The sequence below is a fragment of the Terribacillus saccharophilus genome, from assembly GCF_046592595.1.
Taxonomy (GTDB): domain Bacteria; phylum Bacillota; class Bacilli; order Bacillales; family Amphibacillaceae; genus Terribacillus; species Terribacillus saccharophilus_C.
This window is the reverse complement of sequence record NZ_JAWVPF010000002.1, coordinates 326,322-348,442: the sequence shown is the minus strand read 5'-3', so window position 1 is coordinate 348,442 and position 22,121 is coordinate 326,322. Positions and strand designations below refer to the sequence as shown.

The window sequence follows — 22,121 nt, the reverse complement described above, 5'->3', positions numbered from 1 at the left end:
ATATTTGGGGGTTACTATCTTGAAAATGCGTCGTTATGCAACACTTTTAGGTTTGCTTCTTGTCGTAAGCATCGTGCTTAGTGCATGTGGTTCTGGCGGCAGCTCCGAGCAGAGCGGAAGCAGCAGCAACAGCTTTAAAACAGCTATGGTTACAGATACTGGCGGTATTGATGATAAATCATTCAACCAGTCTGCTTGGGAAGGTCTTACACAGTTCGGTGCAGACAACGACCTAAAAGAGAAAGAAGGATATGACTACCTTCAATCTAACAGTGCATCTGATTATGCAACAAACTTGAATCGCCTTGTGCAATCCAATACGGATCTGATCTTCGGTGTCGGTTTCAAACTTGCAGAGGATATTACGAAGGTTGCTGATCAGAATAAAGAAACGCATTTTGCCATCATCGACTCAGTCGTTGAAAAAGATAATGTAGCGAGCATCGTATTCGAAGAGCAGCAAGGCTCTTTCCTAGCAGGTGTAGCTGCAGCGACGAAATCCGAATCCGGTAAAATCGGCTTCGTTGGTGGAGAAGAAAGTGAATTGATTAAAAAGTTTGAAGCAGGATACGTAGCTGGTGCGAAATCAGTCAATAAAGATATCGAAGTGGATGTACAGTACGCTGGTTCCTTCGGTGCACCTGATAAAGGTAAATTGATTGCATCCAACATGTACAACTCTGGCGTTGATGTTATCTATCATTCTGCCGGCGGTACTGGTAACGGTGTATTCGCACAAGCAAAAGACTTGAAAAACAATGATCCAGAAGGAAACTACTGGGTAATCGGTGTTGACCGTGACCAGTATGATGAAGGCCAAATTGGAGATAACAACGTAACGCTTACAAGCATGCTGAAAGCTGTTGATGTTGCAGTAGCTGATGTTGCGCAGAAATCCAAAGATGGTGAATTCCCTGGTGGAGAAATCGTATCTTACGGTTTGAAAGATGATGGAATCGGTATTGCAGAAACAAACAAAGAAGCATACACAGACGATATCAAAACAGCTGTAGACGAATGGAAACAAAAAATCATCGATGGTGATGTGACTGTTCCGACTACGGATGACGAACTGAAAGCATATGTAGATTCTCTATAAGAAAACAGAAGGGCTAGAGTACGCACTCTAGCCCTTTATAAAAAAATCTTCAACTGAAGCGTCTTTTAATTAGACAATTCCCCGCTTCATTTGACGATTTTTTTTTGAACAGAATCAAAGAAAGTTCGTAATTCCGAGAAGGAGTGTAAAATATGGAGAATTATGTAATCGAAATGCTGAACATTCGCAAAGAATTTCCCGGAATTGTCGCCAATGACAACATCACGCTTCAAGTGAAAAAAGGAGAAATCCATGCGCTGCTAGGAGAAAATGGCGCAGGAAAATCCACACTGATGAACGTCCTGTTCGGTCTTTATCAGCCGGAAAAGGGAGAAATCCGCGTAGACGGAAAGAAAGTCGAAATCAATGATCCGAATGTTGCCAATAGATTGGGTATCGGAATGGTGCATCAGCACTTCATGCTTATTGACACCTTCACAGTTGCGCAAAACATAGTTCTAGGCAGTGAGCCGAAAAAAGGTCTTAAGATCGACATGAAAAAAGCGGTTCGCGAAGTGCAGGAACTTTCAGACCGTTACGGTTTGCAAGTGGATGCCACAGCGAAAATCAGCGATATTTCCGTTGGTATGCAGCAGCGGGTGGAAATCCTGAAAACCCTGTATCGCGGTGCAAATGTTGTCATACTGGACGAGCCTACAGCTGTTTTGACACCACAAGAAATAAAAGAACTTATTGTCATTTTGCGGACATTGATCAAAGAAGGCAAATCCATCATTTTGATCACGCATAAATTGAAAGAAATCATGGAAGTGTGTGACCGCTGTACAGTAATCAGGAAGGGACAGGGTATCGGGACAGTTGACGTTTCGGAAACGAATCCGAATGAACTTGCTTCCTTGATGGTAGGTCGTGAAATACGCTTTTCTACCGAGAAGAAACCTGCAGAACCAAAAGAAACAATTCTTTCTATTGAAGGTCTGACAGTACAGGATTCCCGCCATGTGGATATGGTGAAACAACTGGATCTTGAAATCAGAGCAGGCGAAATTGTCGGAATTGCCGGAGTTGATGGAAATGGTCAAACAGAATTAATTGAGGCAATTACCGGACTTCGAAAAAAATCGGCAGGAAAAGTGACGCTGAAAAATCAGGACATAACCAATATGCCAGTTCGTGCGATTACAGAGAGCGGAGTAGGGCACATCCCGCAGGATCGCCACAAGCTTGGTTTAGTACTCGATTACTCCATAGGGGAAAACATCGTGCTGCAAACTTATTATCAAAAGCCTTATTCAACCGGCGGCTTCCTGTCCTTCAAACGGATTTTCGATAAAGCGAAAGCGCTGATTGCAGAATACGACGTTCGTACTCCTAGTCATCTATCGAAAGCACGTACATTGTCCGGAGGAAACCAGCAAAAAGCAATCATAGGCCGCGAAATCGATCGGAACCCGGATTTATTAATTGCAGCGCAGCCGACACGCGGTCTTGACGTGGGGGCGATTGAATTCATCCATAAGCGTCTGATCGAACAGCGTGATCAAGGAAAAGCTGTCCTGCTCGTTTCATTCGAATTAGATGAAATCTTGAATGTAAGTGATCGTATTGCTGTTATGTTCGATGGGAAAATCATTGCAACAGTAAATCCGAAGGAAACAAACGAACAAGAGCTCGGATTATTGATGGCAGGTTCAAAGCTTGAGAAAGAAGGGGCGCAAAACTAATGTTTTCCAGCACAAAGTTCAATTTCATCATACCAATCATCTCGGTCATCCTTGGTTTGGTTGCCGGTGCAATTATCATGCTCATTTTCGGTTATAATCCGATTCTCGGCTATCAAGCACTATGGAATGGCGTTTTTGACAGCCCGTTCTTCATGTCGGAAACAGTAAACCGCATCACACCATATATATTGACCGGTTTGGCAATCGCATTCGCTTTCCGTACCGGCTTGTTCAACATCGGTGCAGAAGGTCAGGTGTTAGTCGGCTGGGTTGCAGCTGTTTGGGTAGGTACTGCAGTTGATGCGCCTGCTTTCATTCATTTACCGCTAGCACTGCTCGCAGCAGCGGCGGCTGGAGCAGTTTGGGCTTTTGTACCAGGTATCCTGAAGGCAAAGCTTGGTGTACATGAAGTTATTGTAAGCATCATGATGAACTACATTGCACTTCATATTACAAACTATTTGATCCGCTCTGTGCTGACAGACAATCAGGAGACAACAGAGCCAGTTAAGCAAACTGCATCTCTTACAAATGACTTCTTGATCGGATTAACAGGTTCCCGCTTGCACCTTGGCTTCATCGTTGCTTTATTGATGGTGCTTGTTATGTGGATCATCCTGGAACGCACGAAGCTCGGGTTTGAATTAAAAGCTGTTGGTTACAATCAGCATGCCTCCAATTATGCAGGGATGAAAGTGGAACGAAACATTGTCATCTCTATGCTGATCTCAGGTCTATTCGCGGGTCTGGCTGGTGCAATGCAAGGTCTTGGAAGCTTCGGTAATGCATTCACAAATACAGCATTCTCAAACCTTGGTTTTGATGGTATCGCTGTAGCACTTCTAGGAGGAAACAACCCATTTGGAGTTGTGCTGTCAGCAAGTTTATTCGGATTCCTGAAAGTGGGCTCGCTTAATATGTCCACAGCGGGTGTACCGAATGAAATCATCGAAATTGTCATTGCATTGATCATTCTTTTTGTTGCTTCCGGCTTCATCATCCGCTGGGCACTGCTGCAATTGAAAAAAGGGGAGAAAAAATAAAATGCTGGATATCCTTTATTCTATTATTCCGCAAACGCTGTTCTTTGCCGCTCCTCTTATTTTCACCGCATTGGGCGGTGTGTATAGTGAGCGATCTGGTGTCGTCAATATCGGTTTGGAAGGTCTCATGGTCATCGGGGCATTTTCTTCGGTAACGTTCAATTTGCTTTATGCTGATGCCTTAGGAACGGCCACGCCATGGATTTCCATATTGGTTGCTATGGTTGCCGGTATGCTGTTCTCTTTGATACATGCTGTTGCTACGATCACTTTCCGTGCAGATCAGACGGTTACAGGGGTAGCAATAAACATGCTGGCACTTGGATTTGGCGTTTTCATGATCAAACAGATCTTTGGAAAAGGCCAGACCGATTTCATTTCACAGCCGATTTATACAACAGACGTTCCATTCTTAGTTGATATTCCAGTAATAGGGAATATGTTCTTCAACAATATGTATATTACGTCGTATGTTGCTATTGTTCTTTCTTTCCTTGCATGGTACGTGCTGTTTAAGACTCCATTTGGTCTTCGCATCCGTGCGGTCGGGGAGCATCCTATGGCTGCAGATACGAATGGTATCAAAGTTTATACGACAAGATATATCGGTGTCATCATTTCCGGCGCACTTGCCGGAATCGGCGGTGCGGTGTTCGCTATGACGATATCTCAAAACTTCTCTGTATCTACAATTGCTGGACAAGGCTTCATGGCCATTGCAGCAGTCATTTTTGGGAAGTGGAATCCGCTTGGGGCAATGGGGGCAGCTTTGTTCTTCGGTTTCGCCCAATCTTTAAGTGTAGTCGGTTCTTCCATTCCATTGCTTGAAAATGTACCGCAAGTTTACTTGCTGATTGCACCTTATGTGCTGACTATTCTGGCTTTGGCTGGATTCATCGGCCGTTCGGTAGCTCCAAAAGCAAGCGGTGTACCATACATTAAAGGAAGCCGCTAAGACGAAAGACCCGATGCTTTTTAAGCATCGGGTCTTTTTGTGCAAACCGATTCGTTTACTTCTGGGCGTTTTTTCATTAATATGGTAATCATAGCGAGGATTGTCGGATATATATAAGCAAAACTAGAGAAGCTATACATAACAGAAGTCAGGGAGGTTCCTCATGAAAATCGCAGGTGAAAAAATCATCACAGGAAAAGGTGCAACGCTGCATCTTATTCCGACTAAAAAATATAAGACAATCAGCATAGCAGTGAAATTGCAGGCGCCGCTTGTGCGGGAGACCATTACAGCCAGGGCGCTGCTTCCATATGTACTGCAGCAGGGCACAGCCAATCTATCGGATGCGCGTGCATTGCGACTCAAACTCGACGACTTGTATGGTGCTATCCTGTCTATATCAGGTACAAAAAAAGGAGAGAAGCATATCATCACGCTTCGTCTCGATGTTGCTAATGAAAATTATTTAAGTGACCGGACTCCTTTATTCGAAAAAGCAGTTGATCTGCTGCGTGAGATCCTTTTTGAACCGAAAACTGAAGATAAAGCTTTCACTGATTCCATCGTTTCACGCGAAATACAGACACTGAAACAAAAGATGGTGGCGTTAAAGGATGACAAGATGAGCTATGCAAATATGCGTCTCATCGATGAAATGTGCAAAGATGAACCGTACAGCCTCCATGTGCATGGGTATGAAGAAGATCTGGAAGACATGAACGGAAGCAAACTGTATGGTTTTTATGAAAATATGCTGAATCAAGATAAAATGGATATTTATATTCTTGGCGATGTAGAGAGCGAAATAGCTGAAAAGGCCGTCCAGCCATTCCTGGAAAGGGAAGTTACTGTCCTTGAAGAACAAGCTGCATCTATTCATCCAGCTTCTGCTGATGTCAAGGAAGTAATCGAGACACAGGACGTACAGCAAGCCAAGCTCCACCTTGGTTATCGTACGAATATCCGTTATGATGATCCGGATTATGCTGCGTTGCAGGTGTTCAATGGTTTATTCGGCGGATTCCCGAGTTCGAAGCTGTTCCGGAATGTGAGGGAAAAGCACAGCCTGGCATATTATGCTGCTTCACGTTTTGAAAGCCACAAAGGCCTATTATTCGTTTTCTCTGGAATCGATCCGAAAGATTATCAGAAAGCGAAGGAAATCATCGATGCCCAGCTTGATGCCATGCAAGCTGGAGAATTCGAAGGTTCTGAAGTCGAAGAAGTGAAAGATCTTATCGTCAGTCAAATTTTAGAGACTATCGACAACCCCGCAGGCCATATCGAAACGCTATACCAGCAAGTGATGGGGAACAAAAACATAACTATTGAACAGCTGCTGGATACAATCCGTCAAGTAACACTGGACGATGTGCTGCAAGTAGCGAAAAAGGTTCAACTGGATACCGTGTACCTGCTGACGAATAAGGAGGCCGATAAGAATGCATAAGAAACAATATGAACAATTACAGGAATCAATTTACGCAGAAACGCTTCCGAATGGTCTGAAGGTATTCTTGCAGCCCAAGCCGGAGATGGCGAAAACATATGCTATTTTCTCAACAAATTATGGATCTATCGATCAGACCTTCGTTCCGCTTGAGGGTAAAGAGAAAATCACCGTACCAGAAGGCATTGCGCATTTTTTGGAGCATAAGCTTTTCGAGAAAGAAGATAGGGATGTGTTCCAGGATTTCACCAAGCAAGGTGCATCTGCGAATGCTTTCACTAGCTTCACACAGACAGCTTATCTGTTTTCAGCAACTTCTCATATAGAAGAGAATGTGACGACATTACTTGATTTCGTACAGGACCCGTATTTCTCTGATAAATCGGTCGAAAAGGAAAAAGGAATTATCGCCCAGGAAATTCGCATGTATGATGATCAGCCCGATTGGCGCTCCTTCTTTGGCACTATCCAAAGCCTATTCCAATCGCATCCTGTGAGGATTGACATTGCCGGAACGGTTGAATCCATTCAGGAAATTACAAAGGAAGACCTTTATACTTGCTATAACACGTTCTATCATCCTTCGAACATGACACTATTCGTGACAGGTAATATTGATGAAGAGAAAATGTTGGAACTTATCCGGGCAAATCAGGATAGCAAGACATTCGCACCGCCTGCTGAGATCGAGCGCTTCTTCCCTGAAGAGCCAGAAACTGTGGCAGAAAAGAAAAAACAGGTCCGAATGCCTGTCAGTGTGTCGAAATGTATGGTCGGGATCAAAGAGAACACAGATTATGCATCTCCGGAAGCATATCTGAAACAAGAATTATTAACAGATATGGTACTGGATTTTTATTTCTCTAAGAGCGGTGTCTATTATGAGGAATTGTACAAAAATGATTTGATTGACGACAGCTTCGGATTCGAAACAAGTCTGGAGAAAAACTTCGGCTTCTCCATCATCGGCGGTAATACGAAAGAGCCAGATCGCTTTGCTGATACTGTCAAAGGAATGCTGCAGCGTATGAAGGACCATACTGTTACCAGAGATGAAATGGAACGTATGAAGAAGAAAACAATCGGTCAAATGCTTAGAGCGATGAACAGTTTGGAGTTTGTTTCCAACCGTTTCATCCAATATCATCTTGCTGGAGTGGATTTGTTCGATATCGTACCTGCAATCGAAAAACTGACTGCGGATGATGCGAATGATTTTCTCAAAGAGTGGTTCAATGAAGACCGTTTGGCTGTCTGCCAAATCCTCCCTCAGGAGTCTTAAACATGGGCAAGGTTATTTTCATCACGGGCGCAAGCGGGGCTATAGGCTCTGCTTGCGCCCGTCAGCTTGCCAGTGAGGGACACCAGTTATTGCTTCATTACAATCGAAATGATCAGGCGATGGAAGTACTGAGCCGTGATATATCGGAAAGCGTGTTAGGTACGATCAAGGCTGATTTGACGAATGAAGCCGATTTGTCAAAGCTTCTCCGTTTTCTGTCTTTCCCGATCGATCAGTTCGTTTATGCTGGCGGTATGGCCCACTATGGCCTGTTCCAGGATATGACGAGCAAAGAAATGGATGATCTGCTCGCTGTTCATGTAAAAGCGCCATGGCGAATATGCCAGCATATTCTGCCGTCGATGCTTGCACGAAGAAAAGGTGAAATCGTTATTGTCTCCTCCATTTGGGGAGAACGAGGTGCAAGCTTTGAAGTCGCGTACTCGAGCGTTAAAGCTGCTCAAATCGGGTTTGTCAAAGGTTTGGCCAAGGAAGCCGGGACAAGCGGTGTACGAATCAATGCTGTAACACCCGGAGCGATTGAAACAGTGATGAACAGCCATCTATCTGAAGAAGAGAAAGCGCAGCTGTCAGAAGATATCCCGATGAACCGTTTCGGACAAGTATGCGAAGTAGCGGATGCGGTCAGTTACCTGCTCAGCAATAATGCCGCATATGTGAACGGACATGCTCTCCAAGTAAACGGCGGCTGGTGAAATTAAGTCATATTTTTTGTATAAGGAAACCCCTTCTGTCAAAAGCTAAGATGCAAGCTAATGAAGGAGGAATACACCATGTCTGTTCTTGATAATTTTGATTCTTGGAAAGACTTCCTAGGTGATCGCCTGCATCAGGCGCAAAGCAAAGGGATGGAGAATGATACTGTCTCTGGCATTGCATATGAAATCGGGGATTATCTTGCGACGAAAGTTGACGCAAAGAATACGGAAGAAAAAATTCTTCGTGACCTTTGGACTGTCGCATCCCAGGATGAGAAGCAAGCAATCGCCAACATTATGGTAAAGCTTGTCCAAGACAATGGCCACACACGCTGAATAAGCGGCCAACTTCATTGAAGCCTGCTTCTTTTAAAGAAGCAGGTTTTCTTTATAGTTACACATAAGCTTGTTATGGCTTTTCTAATCTATCGTTTTCCTTTATAGTAAGAATAGGTTTTCGTTATATAAGACGCTATTTTCCTGTAAAGGAGCTTTTCTATGGAAACATTGGAATGGTACTTGGAATATGAAATACAGCATAATCGGCCGGGATTATTAGGGGACATTTCTTCTTTGCTCGGTATGTTGTCCATCAACATCAAGACGATCAATGGAGTGGAGAACCAACGGCGCGGTATGCTGCTTTCAGCAGAAAAGGAATTACAAATCATTCGTCTCCATTCCATTCTGCGGACAATGGAACATGTACATATCACAAAGTCTCGGGAGCCAAAGCTTCGAGATAGGCTTGCTGTCAGGCACGGAAGATATATACATAGGGATGTGGATGATAAGAAGACATTCCGTTTTGTCCGGAGTGAAATCGGACTTCTGGTCGACTTCATGGCAGAATTGTTTAAACAGGAAGGCTCTAAGGTAATAGGAATACGTGGGATGCCTCGTGTCGGGAAAACAGAATCGATTGTTGCTGCCAGTGTCAGTGCCAACAAACGCTGGCTGTTCGTCTCCAGCACCCTTCTGAAGCAAACAGCAAGGAATCAGCTGCTGCAAGATGAATACAATGAGGACAACCTCTTTATCATCGACGGAATTGTTTCGACCAGCCGAGCGAGTGAGCGTCATTGGGAGCTTGTGCGCGAAGTGATGCGGCTTCCTGTAGCAAAAGTAATCGAACATCCAGATATATTTGTCCGGGATACGGAGTTTACATTGGATCATTTCGATTATATTATTGAACTTCGGAACCACGATGATGAAAAAATCATCTATGAGCCGGAATTCAGACAGATTTAAGCAATTTTAAAGATGGATGGTGGTAGTAATGGACATTGGTGCTAAGCTCAGGGAGGCAAGAGAATCCAAAGGAATGACTTTGGAGGACGTACAACAGCGCACCAAAATTCAAAAGCGTTATCTGAAAGCAATTGAGGAAAATAACCACAGCGTCATGCCGGGGGAATTCTACACACGCGCTTTCATCAAGGAATACGCGCAGACAGTAGGACTTAATCCAGATGAAGTGCTCGAGCCGAAGCAAGAACAGCAGCAGGAAGTTACAGCTGCCGCACCGGTTCAGGGAGAGAATGAGGCACCTTCCCGTCAGGAACGCAGCCGCGTTCGGGAAAATGACAGGCCTCCACGCAAGGAACGCAAAGGCATCCCATATTTATCTTCCATTATCATTGGACTGATTGTATTGGCGGCTATCATTGTTGTTGTCTTCCTTTATGCAGGTGGATCTAATGATAACAATGGTAATAATTCAGCCAATCAGCAGCAAAATGAGGATCAAGTAACCGATAGCAATCAGTCAGCAGAGCAGGAATCTGATGCTGATAGTGCTGAACAGTCTGCTGATTCCGAGGAGCAAGCGAATGACGCTGCAGAAGAAGAGCAAGCAAAGCAGGAAGAGGAGCAGGCAGAAGAACCTAAATTATCTGTGGATGAAGAAGGTACTGCCAGCAATCCCGTTACGACTTATACGCTTGAAAATGCTGGTGATGAAGTAACGCTGAAGCTTTCTGCAGAAGATGGAGATGCATGGCTGCAAGTCGGCGATGGCAATAATGCTGGAAATGTTTACACTGGCACTATCGCTTCCGGCAGTGAGCCTGTGGAGCAGGATGTAAGTGATTTGGAGACAGTCTCTGTCAAGACTGGTTTTGCAAGAGCAACAAAACTGGAGATCAATGGTCAGGAACTGACATTCCCGATTGATAACGATGTTCAGACCATTACAGTAAATATCAAGAAATAATGAACAAGTTAAACCCTTTACGTTTATGGAAAGGGTTTAACTTATGTTTATCTGTACATACATAGGAGGCAGTCATGAATATACCCAATAAAATTACTTTATCCCGAATTTTCCTGATTCCGATCTTCATCATCTTGTTGGCAGTTCCATTTGATTGGGGAACACTTGATATCGGTGACACAACACTGCCAGTGAACCATTTAGCTGGTGCGATTCTATTCATCATTGCATCATGTACCGACTGGGTGGATGGGTACTATGCCCGTAAATATAATCTGGTGACGAATCTTGGTAAATTCCTTGACCCGCTAGCGGACAAGCTACTTGTTTCAGCTGCACTCATTTTACTGGTACAATTAGACTTAGCGCCGGCTTGGATTACGATCATCATCATCAGTCGTGAATTTGCTGTTACAGGATTACGTCTTGTTGCCGCAGGTGAAGGTCTTGTAATGGCTGCAGGTAAGATGGGTAAGCAGAAAACAGCGGTGCAAATCGTCGCTATCAGCGCATTGCTGCTGCATAACTGGCCATTTTCATATCTCGGATTTCCATTTGCGACAATTTGCCTGTATGTGGCACTGATTTTGACAATCGTATCCGGAGTCGACTACTTTGTAAGAAACTGGAGTGTCATGAAGGAGTCGAAATAAAATGAAGCAAATCAATGCAGAAGTGATAGCTGTAGGTACGGAAATCCTCATTGGCCAAATTAACAACACGAACGCGCAATGGATCTCCAAGCAGCTTGCCGATCATGGAATCAACGTATTTTACCATCATGTAGTAGGCGACAATCTTTCCCGCGTGCAATCGTCGTTCGCAAAAGCACAGCGTGACGCAGATCTTGTCCTTGTAACCGGCGGACTTGGCCCGACTGAGGATGATCTGACAAGGGAAGCATTTCAGCTCATATCCGGTTTGGAAATGCATGAAGATAAAGTTTCCATGGATCGGATCAAAGAGTTCTTCGTTAAGCGAGGACGCACAATGTCTCCGAACAACCATAAGCAAGCGCGCGTATTCGAAGGGGCAAAAGTGCTGGAAAACACAGTAGGAATGGCACCTGGCATGCTTGTAGAGCATGATGGCGTGGTGTGGGCGTTTATGCCGGGAGTACCACGTGAAATGAAACAGATCATGTCTGATCATGTTTTGCCTTATGTACGGGAGAAATATCAGCTTCAGTCTGTTTTGCAGTCCCGCCTGCTTCATTTCATCGGAATTGGGGAGTCACAATTGGAAACGGATTTGCTTGATTTGATTCAGGTACAGGAAAATCCAACGATCGCAACGTATGCCTCTGAAGGGGAAGTTGCTGTACGGCTTACTGCCCGTGCTGAAACGAAGGAAGAAGCAGACCGTTTGATCGATGTTGTAGAGAAAGAAGTAATGGAGCGCGTCGGCGAGTATTTTTATGGGTACGACGAAACATCTGTACAGCAGCAGGTGTTCGAGTTGCTGAAGAAACGGCAGTTTACATTGGCTAGTGCAGAAAGCCTGACAGGCGGCCTATTCGCCGATGCGCTTGTTTCCTTGAGCGGTGCTTCCGAGGTCTTTCTTGGCAGCTTCGTCACCTATGCCCCTAGCATGAAACAGCATGTGCTGGGTGTGAAGGAAGAAACGATCCAAAATGAAGGTACAGTAAGTGAGCAATGTGCCATCGAGATGGCTGAGAACGCGGTGCGCTTATCAGGTGCCGATATCGGTATCAGTTTCACTGGTGTTGCCGGTCCGGATGGTTCCGAAGGCAAGGATCCCGGCACTGTCTTTATCAGTCTTCATGAAAAAGGCAAGCAAACGCGTACTACCGAGCTATCCATTCGAAGCTCGCGTCAGGGTGTTCGGGCTCAGGCGGTGAAAAAAGGCTTCGATATGCTGTTCCATTACTTGAAATCATGATTTGACTATTGTTTGAAGCGAATAAATGCTCTTTTTGCCTGGATGAATTGTCTTTATCGATATGTTCGGGATAAATAAAAAAGGGAACATTTATTCGCTTTTTGCTTGTTATATCTCAAAAAACAAGTTAAAATAGATATAGATAATCCAAAGGAGGAAATACATTTGAGTGAGCGTAAACAAGCCCTTGATATGGCTTTGAGACAAATAGAGAAACAATTCGGTAAAGGTTCCATCATGAAACTAGGCGAAAGAGCAGAACAGAAGGTTTCCACTGTATCCAGCGGTTCTCTTGCCCTTGATATAGCCCTTGGTGTAGGCGGATATCCAAAAGGCCGTGTTATTGAGATATATGGTCCGGAATCCTCTGGTAAAACAACAGTTGCCTTGCATGCAATTGCGGAAGCACAGCGCAATGGCGGACAAGCAGCTTTCATCGATGCAGAGCATGCACTTGATCCAGTTTATGCACAGAAGCTTGGCGTCAATATTGATGAGCTTTTGCTTTCCCAGCCGGATACTGGAGAACAAGCATTGGAAATCGCCGAGGCGCTTGTACGAAGCGGTGCGGTTGACATCGTTGTTGTCGACTCAGTAGCTGCACTTGTACCAAAAGCAGAGATCGAAGGGGAAATGGGAGATGCTCATGTTGGTTTGCAGGCTCGTTTGATGTCCCAGGCACTTCGTAAATTGTCCGGAGCTATCAACAAGTCCAAAACGACTGCTATCTTCATCAACCAGATTCGTGAGAAAGTCGGCGTTATGTTCGGTAACCCGGAAACAACACCAGGCGGACGCGCACTGAAGTTCTATTCCTCAGTTCGTTTGGAAGTGCGCCGTGCGGAGACTCTCAAACAAGGTAATGACATGGTCGGTAACAAAACTAGAATCAAAGTAGTCAAAAACAAAGTGGCACCGCCTTTCAAACAAGCGGAAGTAGATATCATGTACGGCGAAGGTATCTCCAGAGAAGGGGAACTCATCGATATCGCGAGCGACTTGGATATCGTTCAGAAAAGTGGAGCTTGGTACTCCTATAATGAAGAGCGTCTTGGCCAAGGCCGTGAAAATGCGAAGCAGTTCTTGAAAGAGAACCCTGAAATTGCTACAACAATTCAGATGACTGTACGCGATCACTATAATCTCGATGCAGATAAGAAGCTCCCTGAAGAAGCGTTGTCAGAAGAACAAGAAACACTTGATATGTAAGACAAAGCCTTCGGTTACAGCCGAAGGCTTTTTATATACGGTAATTTTCTAGTACTTTCCATGTTTTCTTGACAACATGCGAACACAGGATTAAAATTGATTTGTATAATTTTCTTTTTTATTATACTTCTCAAAGGTTACCATAGGTTTTTTTATGAAAAACATTGTGCATGCCGACAGACATGTTTGTACAATTTCATAGCAGGGGAGGTGAAATCATGGAACTATTTTACCTAATCATCTCCATTTTGCTTGCTCTAATCGTCGGTGGTGTTGTTGGTTATCTTGTTCGCAAATCTATTGCTGAGAAAAAAATCTCCAGTGCGGAGGAATTGGCGAAGCAAATAGTAGAAGAAGGCCATCGCAATGCGGAAACGTCTAAGAAGGAAGCACTTCTCGAAGCGAAGGATGAGAACTTCAAGCTGCGTCAGCAGACGGAGCAGGAATTACGTGAGCGTCGTCTTGAACTGCAGAAGCAGGAAAACCGTCTGATGCAAAAAGAAGAGAATCTGGACCGTAAAAGCGATACGCTTGATAAGCGTGAAATTACGTTAGAGAAAAAGGAACAATTATTAGCAGAAAAACAACAACAAATTGAAGAATTGGAAAGCAAAGTGGAAGTCTTGGTGAAAGAACAGCAGCTCGAATTGGAGCGGATTTCCGGCTATACGTCTGATGAAGCACGTCAAATCGTGCTGGACAAAGTCGAGAAGGAAGTTGCCTTCGATGCAGCTGTCATGATCAAAGATGCGGAACATCGTGCCAAAGATGAGGCCGATAAGAAAGCGAAGAGCATTCTTTCCCTTGCACTTCAGCGCTGCGCAGCCGATCACGTTGCGGAAACGACTGTATCAGTCGTGAACTTGCCGAATGACGAGATGAAAGGACGCATTATCGGACGGGAAGGCCGTAACATTCGTACGTTAGAAACGCTTACGGGAATTGATCTGATCATTGATGATACACCTGAAGCGGTCATCCTGTCTGGTTTTGATCCTGTCCGTCGTGAGATCGCACGAATCGCACTCGAGAAACTTGTACAGGATGGACGTATCCACCCAGCTCGCATAGAGGAAATGGTGGAGAAATCCAGACGTGAAGTGGATGAGTATATTCGCGAGATTGGTGAGGAAACGACCTTCGAAGTTGGTGTCCACGGCTTGCATCCGGACCTTGTCAAGATACTTGGAAGATTGAAGTATCGCACAAGTTACGGCCAGAACGTATTGAAGCACTCGACTGAGGTCGCTTACCTATCAGGATTACTTGCAGCTGAACTGGGCGAGGACGTTACCTTGGCCAGACGTGCGGGACTCCTGCATGATATCGGTAAAGCAATCGACCACGAGGTTGAAGGCAGCCACGTTGAAATCGGGAAAGAACTCGCAATTAAATACAAAGAGCATCCAGTCGTCATCAACAGCATCGCTTCCCACCACGGGGATGAGGAAGCAACATCGATTATTGCAGTGTTAGTCGCTGCAGCAGATGCCCTTTCCGCAGCCCGTCCGGGAGCGAGAAGCGAGACACTGGAAAACTACATCAAGCGTCTGGAAAAACTGGAGGAGATTTCAGAATCCTTCCAGGGTGTGGAGAAATCCTTCGCCATTCAGGCTGGACGTGAGATTCGCATCATGGTGAAGCCGGATGAAATCAACGACTTGGAATCCGTCAAAGTCGCACGGGATATCCGGAAACGAATTGAAAGCGAGTTGGATTATCCGGGACATATTAAAGTTACGGTTATCCGGGAAACACGCGCAGTTGAATATGCAAAATAAGAAAGCGGCCCTGTGCCGCTTTTTTTAATGGTAGACTATACTTACTACAAGTTTGAGATGCAGAGAGGGATTTGATTATGAAGTTATTATTTATCGGAGATGTTGTCGGTGAGCCGGGACGTCAGATGGTACAGGAATATTTGCCGCGCTTGAAGCAGCGGTATCAGCCGCAGCTTACCATTATAAATGGGGAGAATAGTGCGGACGGTAAAGGAATCAATGAACGGATATACAAACAGTTCCTGGAATGGGGAGCACAAGCAATCACAATGGGGAACCACACATGGGATAAGCGGGATATCTTTGAATTCATAGATGATGCGAAATACCTTGTCCGCCCATCGAATTTACCGCCAGGTACACCTGGTAAGGGGATTATTTATGTGAAGGTGAATCAGCATGAAGTAGCAATCATCAATTTGCTGGCAAGAACGTTCATGATGCCTGCAGATGATCCATTCCGTGAAGCTGACCGCCTTATCGAAGAGGCACGTAAACGGACGAATTTGATTTTCGTCGATTTCCACGGAGAAGCAACAAGCGAGAAGCAAGCTTTTGGATGGTATGTCGATGGACGTGTCAGTGCTGTTGTTGGTACCCATACACATACGCAGACAGCTGATGAAAGGATATTACCTGCAGGCACAGCATATATTTCGGATGCTGGTATGACGGGTCCGTATGAAGCGATCCTCGGAATGGAACGGGAAGCAGTCATCAAAAGATTCCTTACAGGTCTCCCGGTACGTTTTGAAGTACCAAAAAAGGGTAAATCACAATTAAATGGAGTAGTAATCGATCTGGATCCGCAAACGGGGAAGGCTTCTTCCATCAAACGCATCCTGATCAATGATGACCACCCGTACATGGATTGATCTTTGCTGCTCCTTCACTAGGTCTTTTGTTTACAGTATGAACCAGGACAGGCCGTATCACTTTTTTCAGACATCGCCCGAAATGGGCATATCTACTATCTTGCAGAAATATAGTAAAAAGGAAAGTAGTCCAGTAAACGAAGGAGGTACCAGTGTTGGATATACTAAAAGTTTCAGCGAAATCCAATCCAAACTCAGTAGCAGGCGCACTTGCGAACGTATTAAGAGAACGCGGCTCAGCAGAAATCCAGGCAATAGGAGCAGGAGCACTCAATCAATCAGTGAAAGCTGTTGCCATTGCGAGAGGCTTTGTTGCCCCGAGTGGAGTCGATCTGGTTTGTATCCCGGCATTTACGGATATAATGATCGACAACGAAGAACGGACTGCCATCAAGTTGATTGTGGAACCACGATAAGTCCCGCCAAAGGCGGGGCTTTTTTATTTCCAATACTTGGACACTGCAATAGGCATTGGTATAATGTAGACAAATGAAAGCAATGAATGGGGGAGCAGGAATAAGTGAATGAAGAACAGCGTAAATCCGTGAGTTTGATAGCTGCAGAACAGACAAAACCAGTTGAGAAGCCGCTTCATGAGAAGACCACAGCAGATTTCGCAAAGTATTTCCAGTCGACGTATCAGCCACCAGATTTAAAACAGGCGAAAAAACGGCGAAGGGAAGATGTCACATTCCATTATGATTTCACGATTCCCCCAGAAATGCAGGATGCGGGTCTTGGCAAGAAGTTCCTCATCCGAACGTACGGATGCCAAATGAATGAACATGATACCGAAGTTATGGCTGGTTTGCTGCTGGAAATGGGATATTCCCCGACAACCGATACAAACGAGGCCGACGTGATTCTCCTCAACACTTGTGCCATTCGAGAAAATGCAGAAAATAAAGTGTTTGGTGAGATTGGGCATCTGAAGCCATTGAAGCTTGAGAAACCAGGTTTGATTCTGGGAGTTTGCGGCTGCATGTCCCAGGAGGAAACAGTTGTAAACCGAATTTTGAAAAAGCATCATCATATTGATTTGATATTCGGGACGCACAATATCCACCGGCTTCCACAGCTTTTAAAAGAAGCACAATACAGCAAGGAAATGGTTTTGGAGGTATGGTCCAAGGAAGGCGATGTCATTGAGAACCTCCCCAAAGCGCGGAAAGGCAAGATAAAGGCTTGGGTCAATATTATGTATGGCTGCGATAAGTTCTGCACATATTGTATCGTCCCTTACACACGTGGCAAGGAGCGGAGTCGTCGTCCGGAGGATATTATCCAGGAAGTGAGACAGCTGGCTGCTCAAGGGTATCAGGAGATTACGCTGCTGGGTCAGAATGTGAACGCGTACGGTAAAGATTTGCCTGATCTTGATTTTGGCCTTGGGAATCTTATGAATGAAATCAGGAAGATTGATATACCGCGAGTGCGTTTCACGACTTCCCATCCACGGGACTTTGATGATAAACTAATAGAGGTACTAGCCCAAGGCGGGAATCTTGTCGATCATATACATTTGCCTGTTCAATCCGGGAGCAGTGAGATACTCCGGGTAATGGCCCGGCGTTATACAAGGGAGGAGTATCTGGATCTGGTGAATAAAATCAGACGTTCTATCCCGAATGTGACACTTACGACGGATATCATCGTAGGTTTTCCGAATGAGACCGAGGAGCAGTTCCAAGAGACATTGACTCTTGTGGAAGAAGTCGGTTTCGAGGCAGCTTATACGTATATTTATTCTCCTCGCGAAGGAACACCAGCAGCCAGATGGGAAGATAATGTCCCTATGGAAGTGAAGAAAGAGCGTCTGCAGCGATTGAATAGAGTGATAGATGAACACGCGGCGTTATCGATGCGTGCTTACGAAGGTAAGATTGTGCATGTGCTGGTAGAGGGGGAGAGCAAACGTAACCCCGACGTACTGGCAGGTTATACCGAGAAAAACAAGTTAGTCAATTTCCGGGGACCAAAATCGGTGGTCGGCAAGATCGTCCCTGTTCGGATAAAACGAGCGAAAACATGGTCGCTCGATGGTGAATTGGCAGAAACAACAGCGGAGGTAAACATATAATGAGTTATTCCACCGAAGACATTCTCAAGCAAGCCGAAGTATTGGCTGAAGATATGGGCAATCTGGATGAGATTGAACATTTTCATCAGCTGGAAGCGAAGCTGAATGAGAACAAGAAGGTGCAAACATATATCAACCAAATCAAAATGAAGCAAAAGCAGGCTGTTAATCTGCAGGCTTACGGCAAGCGGGAAGCACAGCAGCAAATGGAAAAGGAAATCGATGAGATCCAAGCGAAAATCGACAGCATCCCAGTTGTACAGGAATTCAAGGAATCCCAGGTGATCACGAACCACATCTTGCAGAGCATTTCACAAAATATCCAGCAGACGGTATTTCAGGATGAAGAAACGGACAAATAAGTCCGTTTCTTTTTTTACTTTTGGGCTCTCCAGTCGAGATGCTTTCAATAACCTCTTTTTAGGCAGGTGCATAGAATGGAGGAGCGTCCAGCTATGGTAAGAGATGTATTTTATCTGACACCATAGGTGAACACCCTGCATAACATGACTATGTAAAAAGAGGAGGTTTTTGCAAGATGGGTTTTCTAGAGCAGAATTACCGTGAGATCATCACGAAAGCGGTCATCGGCCGCGGACGTAAATTCAGCAAGAATATCGATCATATCCGACCGGAACACAAACCATCAAGCATCCTTGGCTGCTGGATCATCAACCACCGCTATCACGCAAAAAAGAAAGGCGATAAAGGGGTGGAAGTAGTCGGTTCCTATGATGTTAACGTTTGGTATTCGTACAATGATAATACGAAAACGCACGTTGTTTCGGAGAAAGTCGAGTATAAGGAATTGGTCAAATTAAGCATCAAAGACGAGAACTGCCTTGACGACGATTATGATGTTTATGCGAAAGCAATTCAGCAGCCGAACTGCCTGGAATGTAAGATAGTACAGCACGGACAGAAAATTTTCGTTGAAGTGGAGAAGGAATTCCTTGTGGAAGTTATCGGAGAAACGAAGCTTTGTGTAAAAGTAGATCCTGATGGCTGTCTAGTGGAGGATGTAGAAGAAGACTGGGATTACGAGCTGACGGAAGATGATTTCAAAGATGTAGATCCGGACTTCTTGGATAAAAAGGATGACGATGAAGACTGAACGAGAGCAGATGCTCTCGTTTTTTTGTATTTTTCAGAATGACACTGCAGAGGAAACAGAGAAAACACGTGTGTTATAATAGAACTAATTGCAATGAAACAGGGGAGTAGGAAAATGGCAGGTTACACACCGATGATGCAGCAGTATTTAAGAATAAAAGCAGACTATAAGGATGCATTCCTTTTCTTTCGGCTTGGGGATTTCTATGAGATGTTCTTTGATGATGCGCTGAAAGCGACAAAAGAACTGGAAATCACGTTAACAAGCAAGAATGCAGGTGTCGAGGAAAAAGTGCCAATGTGCGGCGTTCCGTATCATTCGGCTGATAACTATATAAGAATACTAGTTTCGCGCGGCTACAAAGTGGCTATCTGTGAACAGGTAGAGGACCCGAAGACAGCCAAAGGGGTTGTAAAACGGGAAGTAGTCCAATTGATAACACCGGGGACCGTTATGGAAAACGGTATGCTGGATGAAAAAGAGAATAATTACTTGGCAGCAGTACACGAAAACAAGGACCGTTCATACAGTCTTGTTTATCATGACCTTTCCACGGGTGAAAATCGTGCAGCATTGCTGGAAGATGGATTTGATAGTCTTTTAAGTGAGCTTTACAACCAGCCGGTACGGGAAATCGTTATTAGCGAAGAGCTGGATCAACAGCTGCAGGATGATTTACGGGTTCGTCTTGGTGTCACATTATCCTATCAAGAGAACAACAGCACAAGTGCGTCACTGGAAAAACTTACTGGGAACGTGACAGATGCAAGATTGCTGGATTGCTTCAGCATGCTGTTAAACTATGTGGAACGAACGCAGAAGCGGGGCTTGGATCATTTGAAGCCGCTTCAAGTGATGGAGCTTAAACACTTCATGACACTGGACATGTATTCCAAGCGGAATTTGGAGCTGACAGAGACGATTCTGAAGAAGGGCAAGCACGGAAGCCTTCTATGGGTGCTCGATGATACAGTTACGGCAATGGGAGCGCGTATGCTCAAGAAGTGGCTGGAGCGTCCGCTGCTTAAGAAAGAAGCGATCACAAAACGTCAGGATTTAGTCCAAGCCTTTCTTGATCATTTCTTCGAACGTGATACAATCCGTCAGCATTTGCAATCTGTTTATGATATCGAAAGACTTTCCGGCCGGGTCGCTTTCGGAAATGTGAACGCCAGGGATCTTTTGCAGCTCAAACGGACACTTGAGAAACTGCCTGAATTGAAGCAAGTTTTATCAAGTTTTGAAGAAGAAGAAGTGCTGCGTATGGGCAGGGAGCTTAATCCGCTGCCAGAACTGAGCGAATACCTTGAGAAAAGCTTACATGAAGATGCCCCGATTGGTGTCCGAGAAGGCGGTATACTGAAGGACGGCTTCCATGAACAGCTGGATACGTACAGGGATGCTTCAAGGAACGGAAAACAGTGGATTGCGGCGCTGGAACAGCGAGAGCGTGAGGAGACTGGGATCAAATCACTCAAAGTCGGCTATAACAAAGTTTTCGGTTATTATATCGAGGTGACACGGGCGAATCTGCAGATGCTGCCTGAAGGGAAATACGAGCGCAAACAGACACTCAGCAATGCAGAGCGCTTCATCACACCAGAATTGAAGGAAAAAGAAGCACTCATTTTAGAAGCGCAGGAAAAAAGCGTGGAGTTAGAGTATAACTTGTTCATGGAAATCCGGGATCATGTCAAAACATATATCCCTGATCTGCAGCTTCTTGCTGACCAAATAAGTCAATTGGATGTACTGCAAAGCTTCGCGGAAGTGAGTGAAAAGCAGCGGTATGCCCGTCCGACATTCAATTTGGATCGTTCCGTAGCGATAACAGAAGGGCGTCATCCTGTCATTGAGAAAGTGATGAAAACTGGACAGTTCGTGCCAAATGATGTGCAAATGGGAAATACATCTGATATTTTGCTGATCACAGGTCCGAACATGAGCGGTAAAAGCACCTATATGCGCCAAGTGGCATTGACAAGCATCATGGCACAAATCGGCTGCTTCGTTCCATGTGAAGCTGCTGATCTCCCGCTGTTTGATCAAATTTTCACTCGTATCGGTGCAGCAGATGATCTTGTTTCTGGCCAGAGTACATTTATGGTCGAAATGCTGGAGTCGAGGCATGCCTTGGAGCACGCCACTGATAGGAGTCTTATTCTGCTGGATGAAATCGGCAGAGGGACCAGCACATATGATGGAATGGCATTGGCGCAAGCCATCATTGAGTATGTTCATAACAATATCCATGCCAAGACATTATTCTCTACTCATTATCATGAGCTAACGAGTCTTGAAGAGGACCTGGATAAACTCCGAAATGTCCACGTACGGGCAGAAGAACATGATGGCAATGTAGTATTCCTGCATCAAATCCGTGAAGGAGCAGCAGATGAAAGCTATGGCATTCACGTTGCGAAATTGGCTAAGCTTCCTGACAGTCTCATTCAGAGAGCTGCCCATATTCTCAACGAACTAGAAGGACAGGGAGAAAAGCCAGCTGTCTCCAAGCCGGCAGCGAAAGAACAGGAGGACTTCCAGCTTTCGTTCTTCTCAGAGCCTGAACCAGAAAAGAAAAAAACAAAACAAGATAATAAAGCTGATAAAGTGATAGCAGAGCTTGCATCAATCAATCTGATGGAGCAAACACCGCTTGAAGCTATGAATCTATTATATAAATTACAGCAAATGGCTGCGAAAAAGTAA

General features: G+C 44.8%; 20 protein-coding genes. All 20 read left to right on the top strand.

What is annotated here, in order from left to right:
* Positions 1-19 precede the first annotated feature (19 nt).
* The 20 genes from SFC25_RS04180 (at position 20) to mutS (ending at position 22,121) form a co-directional block, all read left to right on the top strand.
* On the top strand, positions 20-1,099 hold the full coding sequence (locus tag SFC25_RS04180) for a BMP family lipoprotein (protein WP_411214073.1): 1,080 nt from the start codon (positions 20-22) through the stop codon (positions 1,097-1,099).
* A gap of 152 nt (positions 1,100-1,251) precedes the next feature.
* Positions 1,252-2,784: an ABC transporter ATP-binding protein gene (locus SFC25_RS04175; RefSeq protein WP_411214072.1), complete on the top strand. Its 1,533-nt coding sequence runs from the start codon at positions 1,252-1,254 to the stop codon at positions 2,782-2,784.
* The gene (locus SFC25_RS04170) at positions 2,784-3,827 is read left to right on the top strand and encodes an ABC transporter permease (RefSeq protein ID WP_411214071.1); all 1,044 of its coding nucleotides are present in this window, start codon (positions 2,784-2,786) and stop codon (positions 3,825-3,827) included. Before SFC25_RS04175 ends, SFC25_RS04170 begins: the two co-directional genes overlap by 1 nt.
* A 1-nt stretch (position 3,828) precedes the next feature.
* On the top strand, positions 3,829-4,782 hold the full coding sequence (locus tag SFC25_RS04165) for an ABC transporter permease (RefSeq protein WP_411214070.1): 954 nt from the start codon (positions 3,829-3,831) through the stop codon (positions 4,780-4,782).
* Positions 4,783-4,945: 163 nt separating this feature from the next.
* Positions 4,946-6,232: an EF-P 5-aminopentanol modification-associated protein YfmF gene (gene yfmF, locus SFC25_RS04160; RefSeq protein ID WP_411214069.1), complete on the top strand. Its 1,287-nt coding sequence runs from the start codon at positions 4,946-4,948 to the stop codon at positions 6,230-6,232.
* Complete coding sequence (gene yfmH, locus SFC25_RS04155) at positions 6,225-7,514, top strand: EF-P 5-aminopentanol modification-associated protein YfmH (RefSeq protein WP_411214068.1); 1,290 nt, start codon at positions 6,225-6,227, stop codon at positions 7,512-7,514. The genes yfmF and yfmH overlap by 8 nt, the downstream gene beginning before the upstream one ends.
* Positions 7,515-7,516: 2 nt before the next feature.
* A complete protein-coding gene (ymfI, locus tag SFC25_RS04150) occupies positions 7,517-8,230 on the top strand; it encodes an elongation factor P 5-aminopentanone reductase (RefSeq protein ID WP_411214067.1) in 714 nt (237 codons plus the stop codon).
* A 78-nt stretch (positions 8,231-8,308) separates the two neighbouring features.
* Positions 8,309-8,569, top strand: a complete 261-nt coding sequence (locus tag SFC25_RS04145; RefSeq protein WP_095223178.1) for a DUF3243 domain-containing protein — start codon at positions 8,309-8,311, stop codon at positions 8,567-8,569.
* 162 nt (positions 8,570-8,731) lie between these two features.
* Positions 8,732-9,487: a DUF3388 domain-containing protein gene (locus tag SFC25_RS04140; protein ID WP_038560384.1), complete on the top strand. Its 756-nt coding sequence runs from the start codon at positions 8,732-8,734 to the stop codon at positions 9,485-9,487.
* A 28-nt stretch (positions 9,488-9,515) separates the two neighbouring features.
* Positions 9,516-10,451 carry a helix-turn-helix domain-containing protein gene (locus tag SFC25_RS04135; protein WP_411214066.1) on the top strand — a complete coding sequence of 312 codons (936 nt, stop codon included), beginning with the start codon at positions 9,516-9,518 and terminating at the stop codon, positions 10,449-10,451.
* A 74-nt stretch (positions 10,452-10,525) separates the two neighbouring features.
* On the top strand, positions 10,526-11,104 hold the full coding sequence (pgsA, locus tag SFC25_RS04130) for a CDP-diacylglycerol--glycerol-3-phosphate 3-phosphatidyltransferase (RefSeq protein ID WP_411214065.1): 579 nt from the start codon (positions 10,526-10,528) through the stop codon (positions 11,102-11,104).
* 1 nt (position 11,105) lies between these two features.
* The gene (locus tag SFC25_RS04125) at positions 11,106-12,353 is read left to right on the top strand and encodes a competence/damage-inducible protein A (RefSeq protein WP_411214064.1); all 1,248 of its coding nucleotides are present in this window, start codon (positions 11,106-11,108) and stop codon (positions 12,351-12,353) included.
* Between the two features lie 165 nt (positions 12,354-12,518).
* Entirely contained in the window at positions 12,519-13,562 is a 1,044-nt protein-coding gene (gene recA, locus SFC25_RS04120) for a recombinase RecA (protein WP_411214063.1), read from the top strand.
* Between the two features lie 218 nt (positions 13,563-13,780).
* On the top strand, positions 13,781-15,343 hold the full coding sequence (gene rny, locus SFC25_RS04115) for a ribonuclease Y (RefSeq protein WP_411214062.1): 1,563 nt from the start codon (positions 13,781-13,783) through the stop codon (positions 15,341-15,343).
* Between the two features lie 77 nt (positions 15,344-15,420).
* A complete protein-coding gene (locus tag SFC25_RS04110; protein ID WP_411214061.1) occupies positions 15,421-16,218 on the top strand; it encodes a TIGR00282 family metallophosphoesterase in 798 nt (265 codons plus the stop codon).
* Positions 16,219-16,373: 155 nt separating this feature from the next.
* On the top strand, positions 16,374-16,634 hold the full coding sequence (locus tag SFC25_RS04105) for a stage V sporulation protein S (protein WP_093726526.1): 261 nt from the start codon (positions 16,374-16,376) through the stop codon (positions 16,632-16,634).
* Between the two features lie 104 nt (positions 16,635-16,738).
* On the top strand, positions 16,739-18,298 hold the full coding sequence (miaB, locus tag SFC25_RS04100) for a tRNA (N6-isopentenyl adenosine(37)-C2)-methylthiotransferase MiaB (protein ID WP_411214060.1): 1,560 nt from the start codon (positions 16,739-16,741) through the stop codon (positions 18,296-18,298).
* Entirely contained in the window at positions 18,298-18,660 is a 363-nt protein-coding gene (locus tag SFC25_RS04095) for a YlbF/YmcA family competence regulator (protein WP_411214059.1), read from the top strand. Before miaB ends, SFC25_RS04095 begins: the two co-directional genes overlap by 1 nt.
* 176 nt (positions 18,661-18,836) lie before the next feature.
* The gene (gene cotE, locus SFC25_RS04090; protein ID WP_366249648.1) at positions 18,837-19,412 is read left to right on the top strand and encodes an outer spore coat protein CotE; all 576 of its coding nucleotides are present in this window, start codon (positions 18,837-18,839) and stop codon (positions 19,410-19,412) included.
* A 114-nt stretch (positions 19,413-19,526) separates the two neighbouring features.
* Positions 19,527-22,121 carry a DNA mismatch repair protein MutS gene (mutS, locus tag SFC25_RS04085; RefSeq protein ID WP_411214058.1) on the top strand — a complete coding sequence of 865 codons (2,595 nt, stop codon included), beginning with the start codon at positions 19,527-19,529 and terminating at the stop codon, positions 22,119-22,121.

Coding starts and splice junctions, on each gene's coding strand:
- SFC25_RS04175 (WP_411214072.1), top strand. CDS start 1,252: ATGGAGAATTATGTAATCGAAATGCTGAACATTCGCAAAGAATTTCCC.
- SFC25_RS04170 (WP_411214071.1), top strand. CDS start 2,784: ATGTTTTCCAGCACAAAGTTCAATTTCATCATACCAATCATCTCGGTC.
- SFC25_RS04165 (WP_411214070.1), top strand. CDS start 3,829: ATGCTGGATATCCTTTATTCTATTATTCCGCAAACGCTGTTCTTTGCC.
- yfmF (WP_411214069.1), top strand. CDS start 4,946: ATGAAAATCGCAGGTGAAAAAATCATCACAGGAAAAGGTGCAACGCTG.
- yfmH (WP_411214068.1), top strand. CDS start 6,225: ATGCATAAGAAACAATATGAACAATTACAGGAATCAATTTACGCAGAA.
- ymfI (WP_411214067.1), top strand. CDS start 7,517: ATGGGCAAGGTTATTTTCATCACGGGCGCAAGCGGGGCTATAGGCTCT.
- SFC25_RS04145 (WP_095223178.1), top strand. CDS start 8,309: ATGTCTGTTCTTGATAATTTTGATTCTTGGAAAGACTTCCTAGGTGAT.
- SFC25_RS04140 (WP_038560384.1), top strand. CDS start 8,732: ATGGAAACATTGGAATGGTACTTGGAATATGAAATACAGCATAATCGG.
- SFC25_RS04135 (WP_411214066.1), top strand. CDS start 9,516: ATGGACATTGGTGCTAAGCTCAGGGAGGCAAGAGAATCCAAAGGAATG.
- pgsA (WP_411214065.1), top strand. CDS start 10,526: ATGAATATACCCAATAAAATTACTTTATCCCGAATTTTCCTGATTCCG.
- SFC25_RS04125 (WP_411214064.1), top strand. CDS start 11,106: ATGAAGCAAATCAATGCAGAAGTGATAGCTGTAGGTACGGAAATCCTC.
- rny (WP_411214062.1), top strand. CDS start 13,781: ATGGAACTATTTTACCTAATCATCTCCATTTTGCTTGCTCTAATCGTC.
- SFC25_RS04110 (WP_411214061.1), top strand. CDS start 15,421: ATGAAGTTATTATTTATCGGAGATGTTGTCGGTGAGCCGGGACGTCAG.
- SFC25_RS04095 (WP_411214059.1), top strand. CDS start 18,298: ATGAGTTATTCCACCGAAGACATTCTCAAGCAAGCCGAAGTATTGGCT.
- cotE (WP_366249648.1), top strand. CDS start 18,837: ATGGGTTTTCTAGAGCAGAATTACCGTGAGATCATCACGAAAGCGGTC.
- mutS (WP_411214058.1), top strand. CDS start 19,527: ATGGCAGGTTACACACCGATGATGCAGCAGTATTTAAGAATAAAAGCA.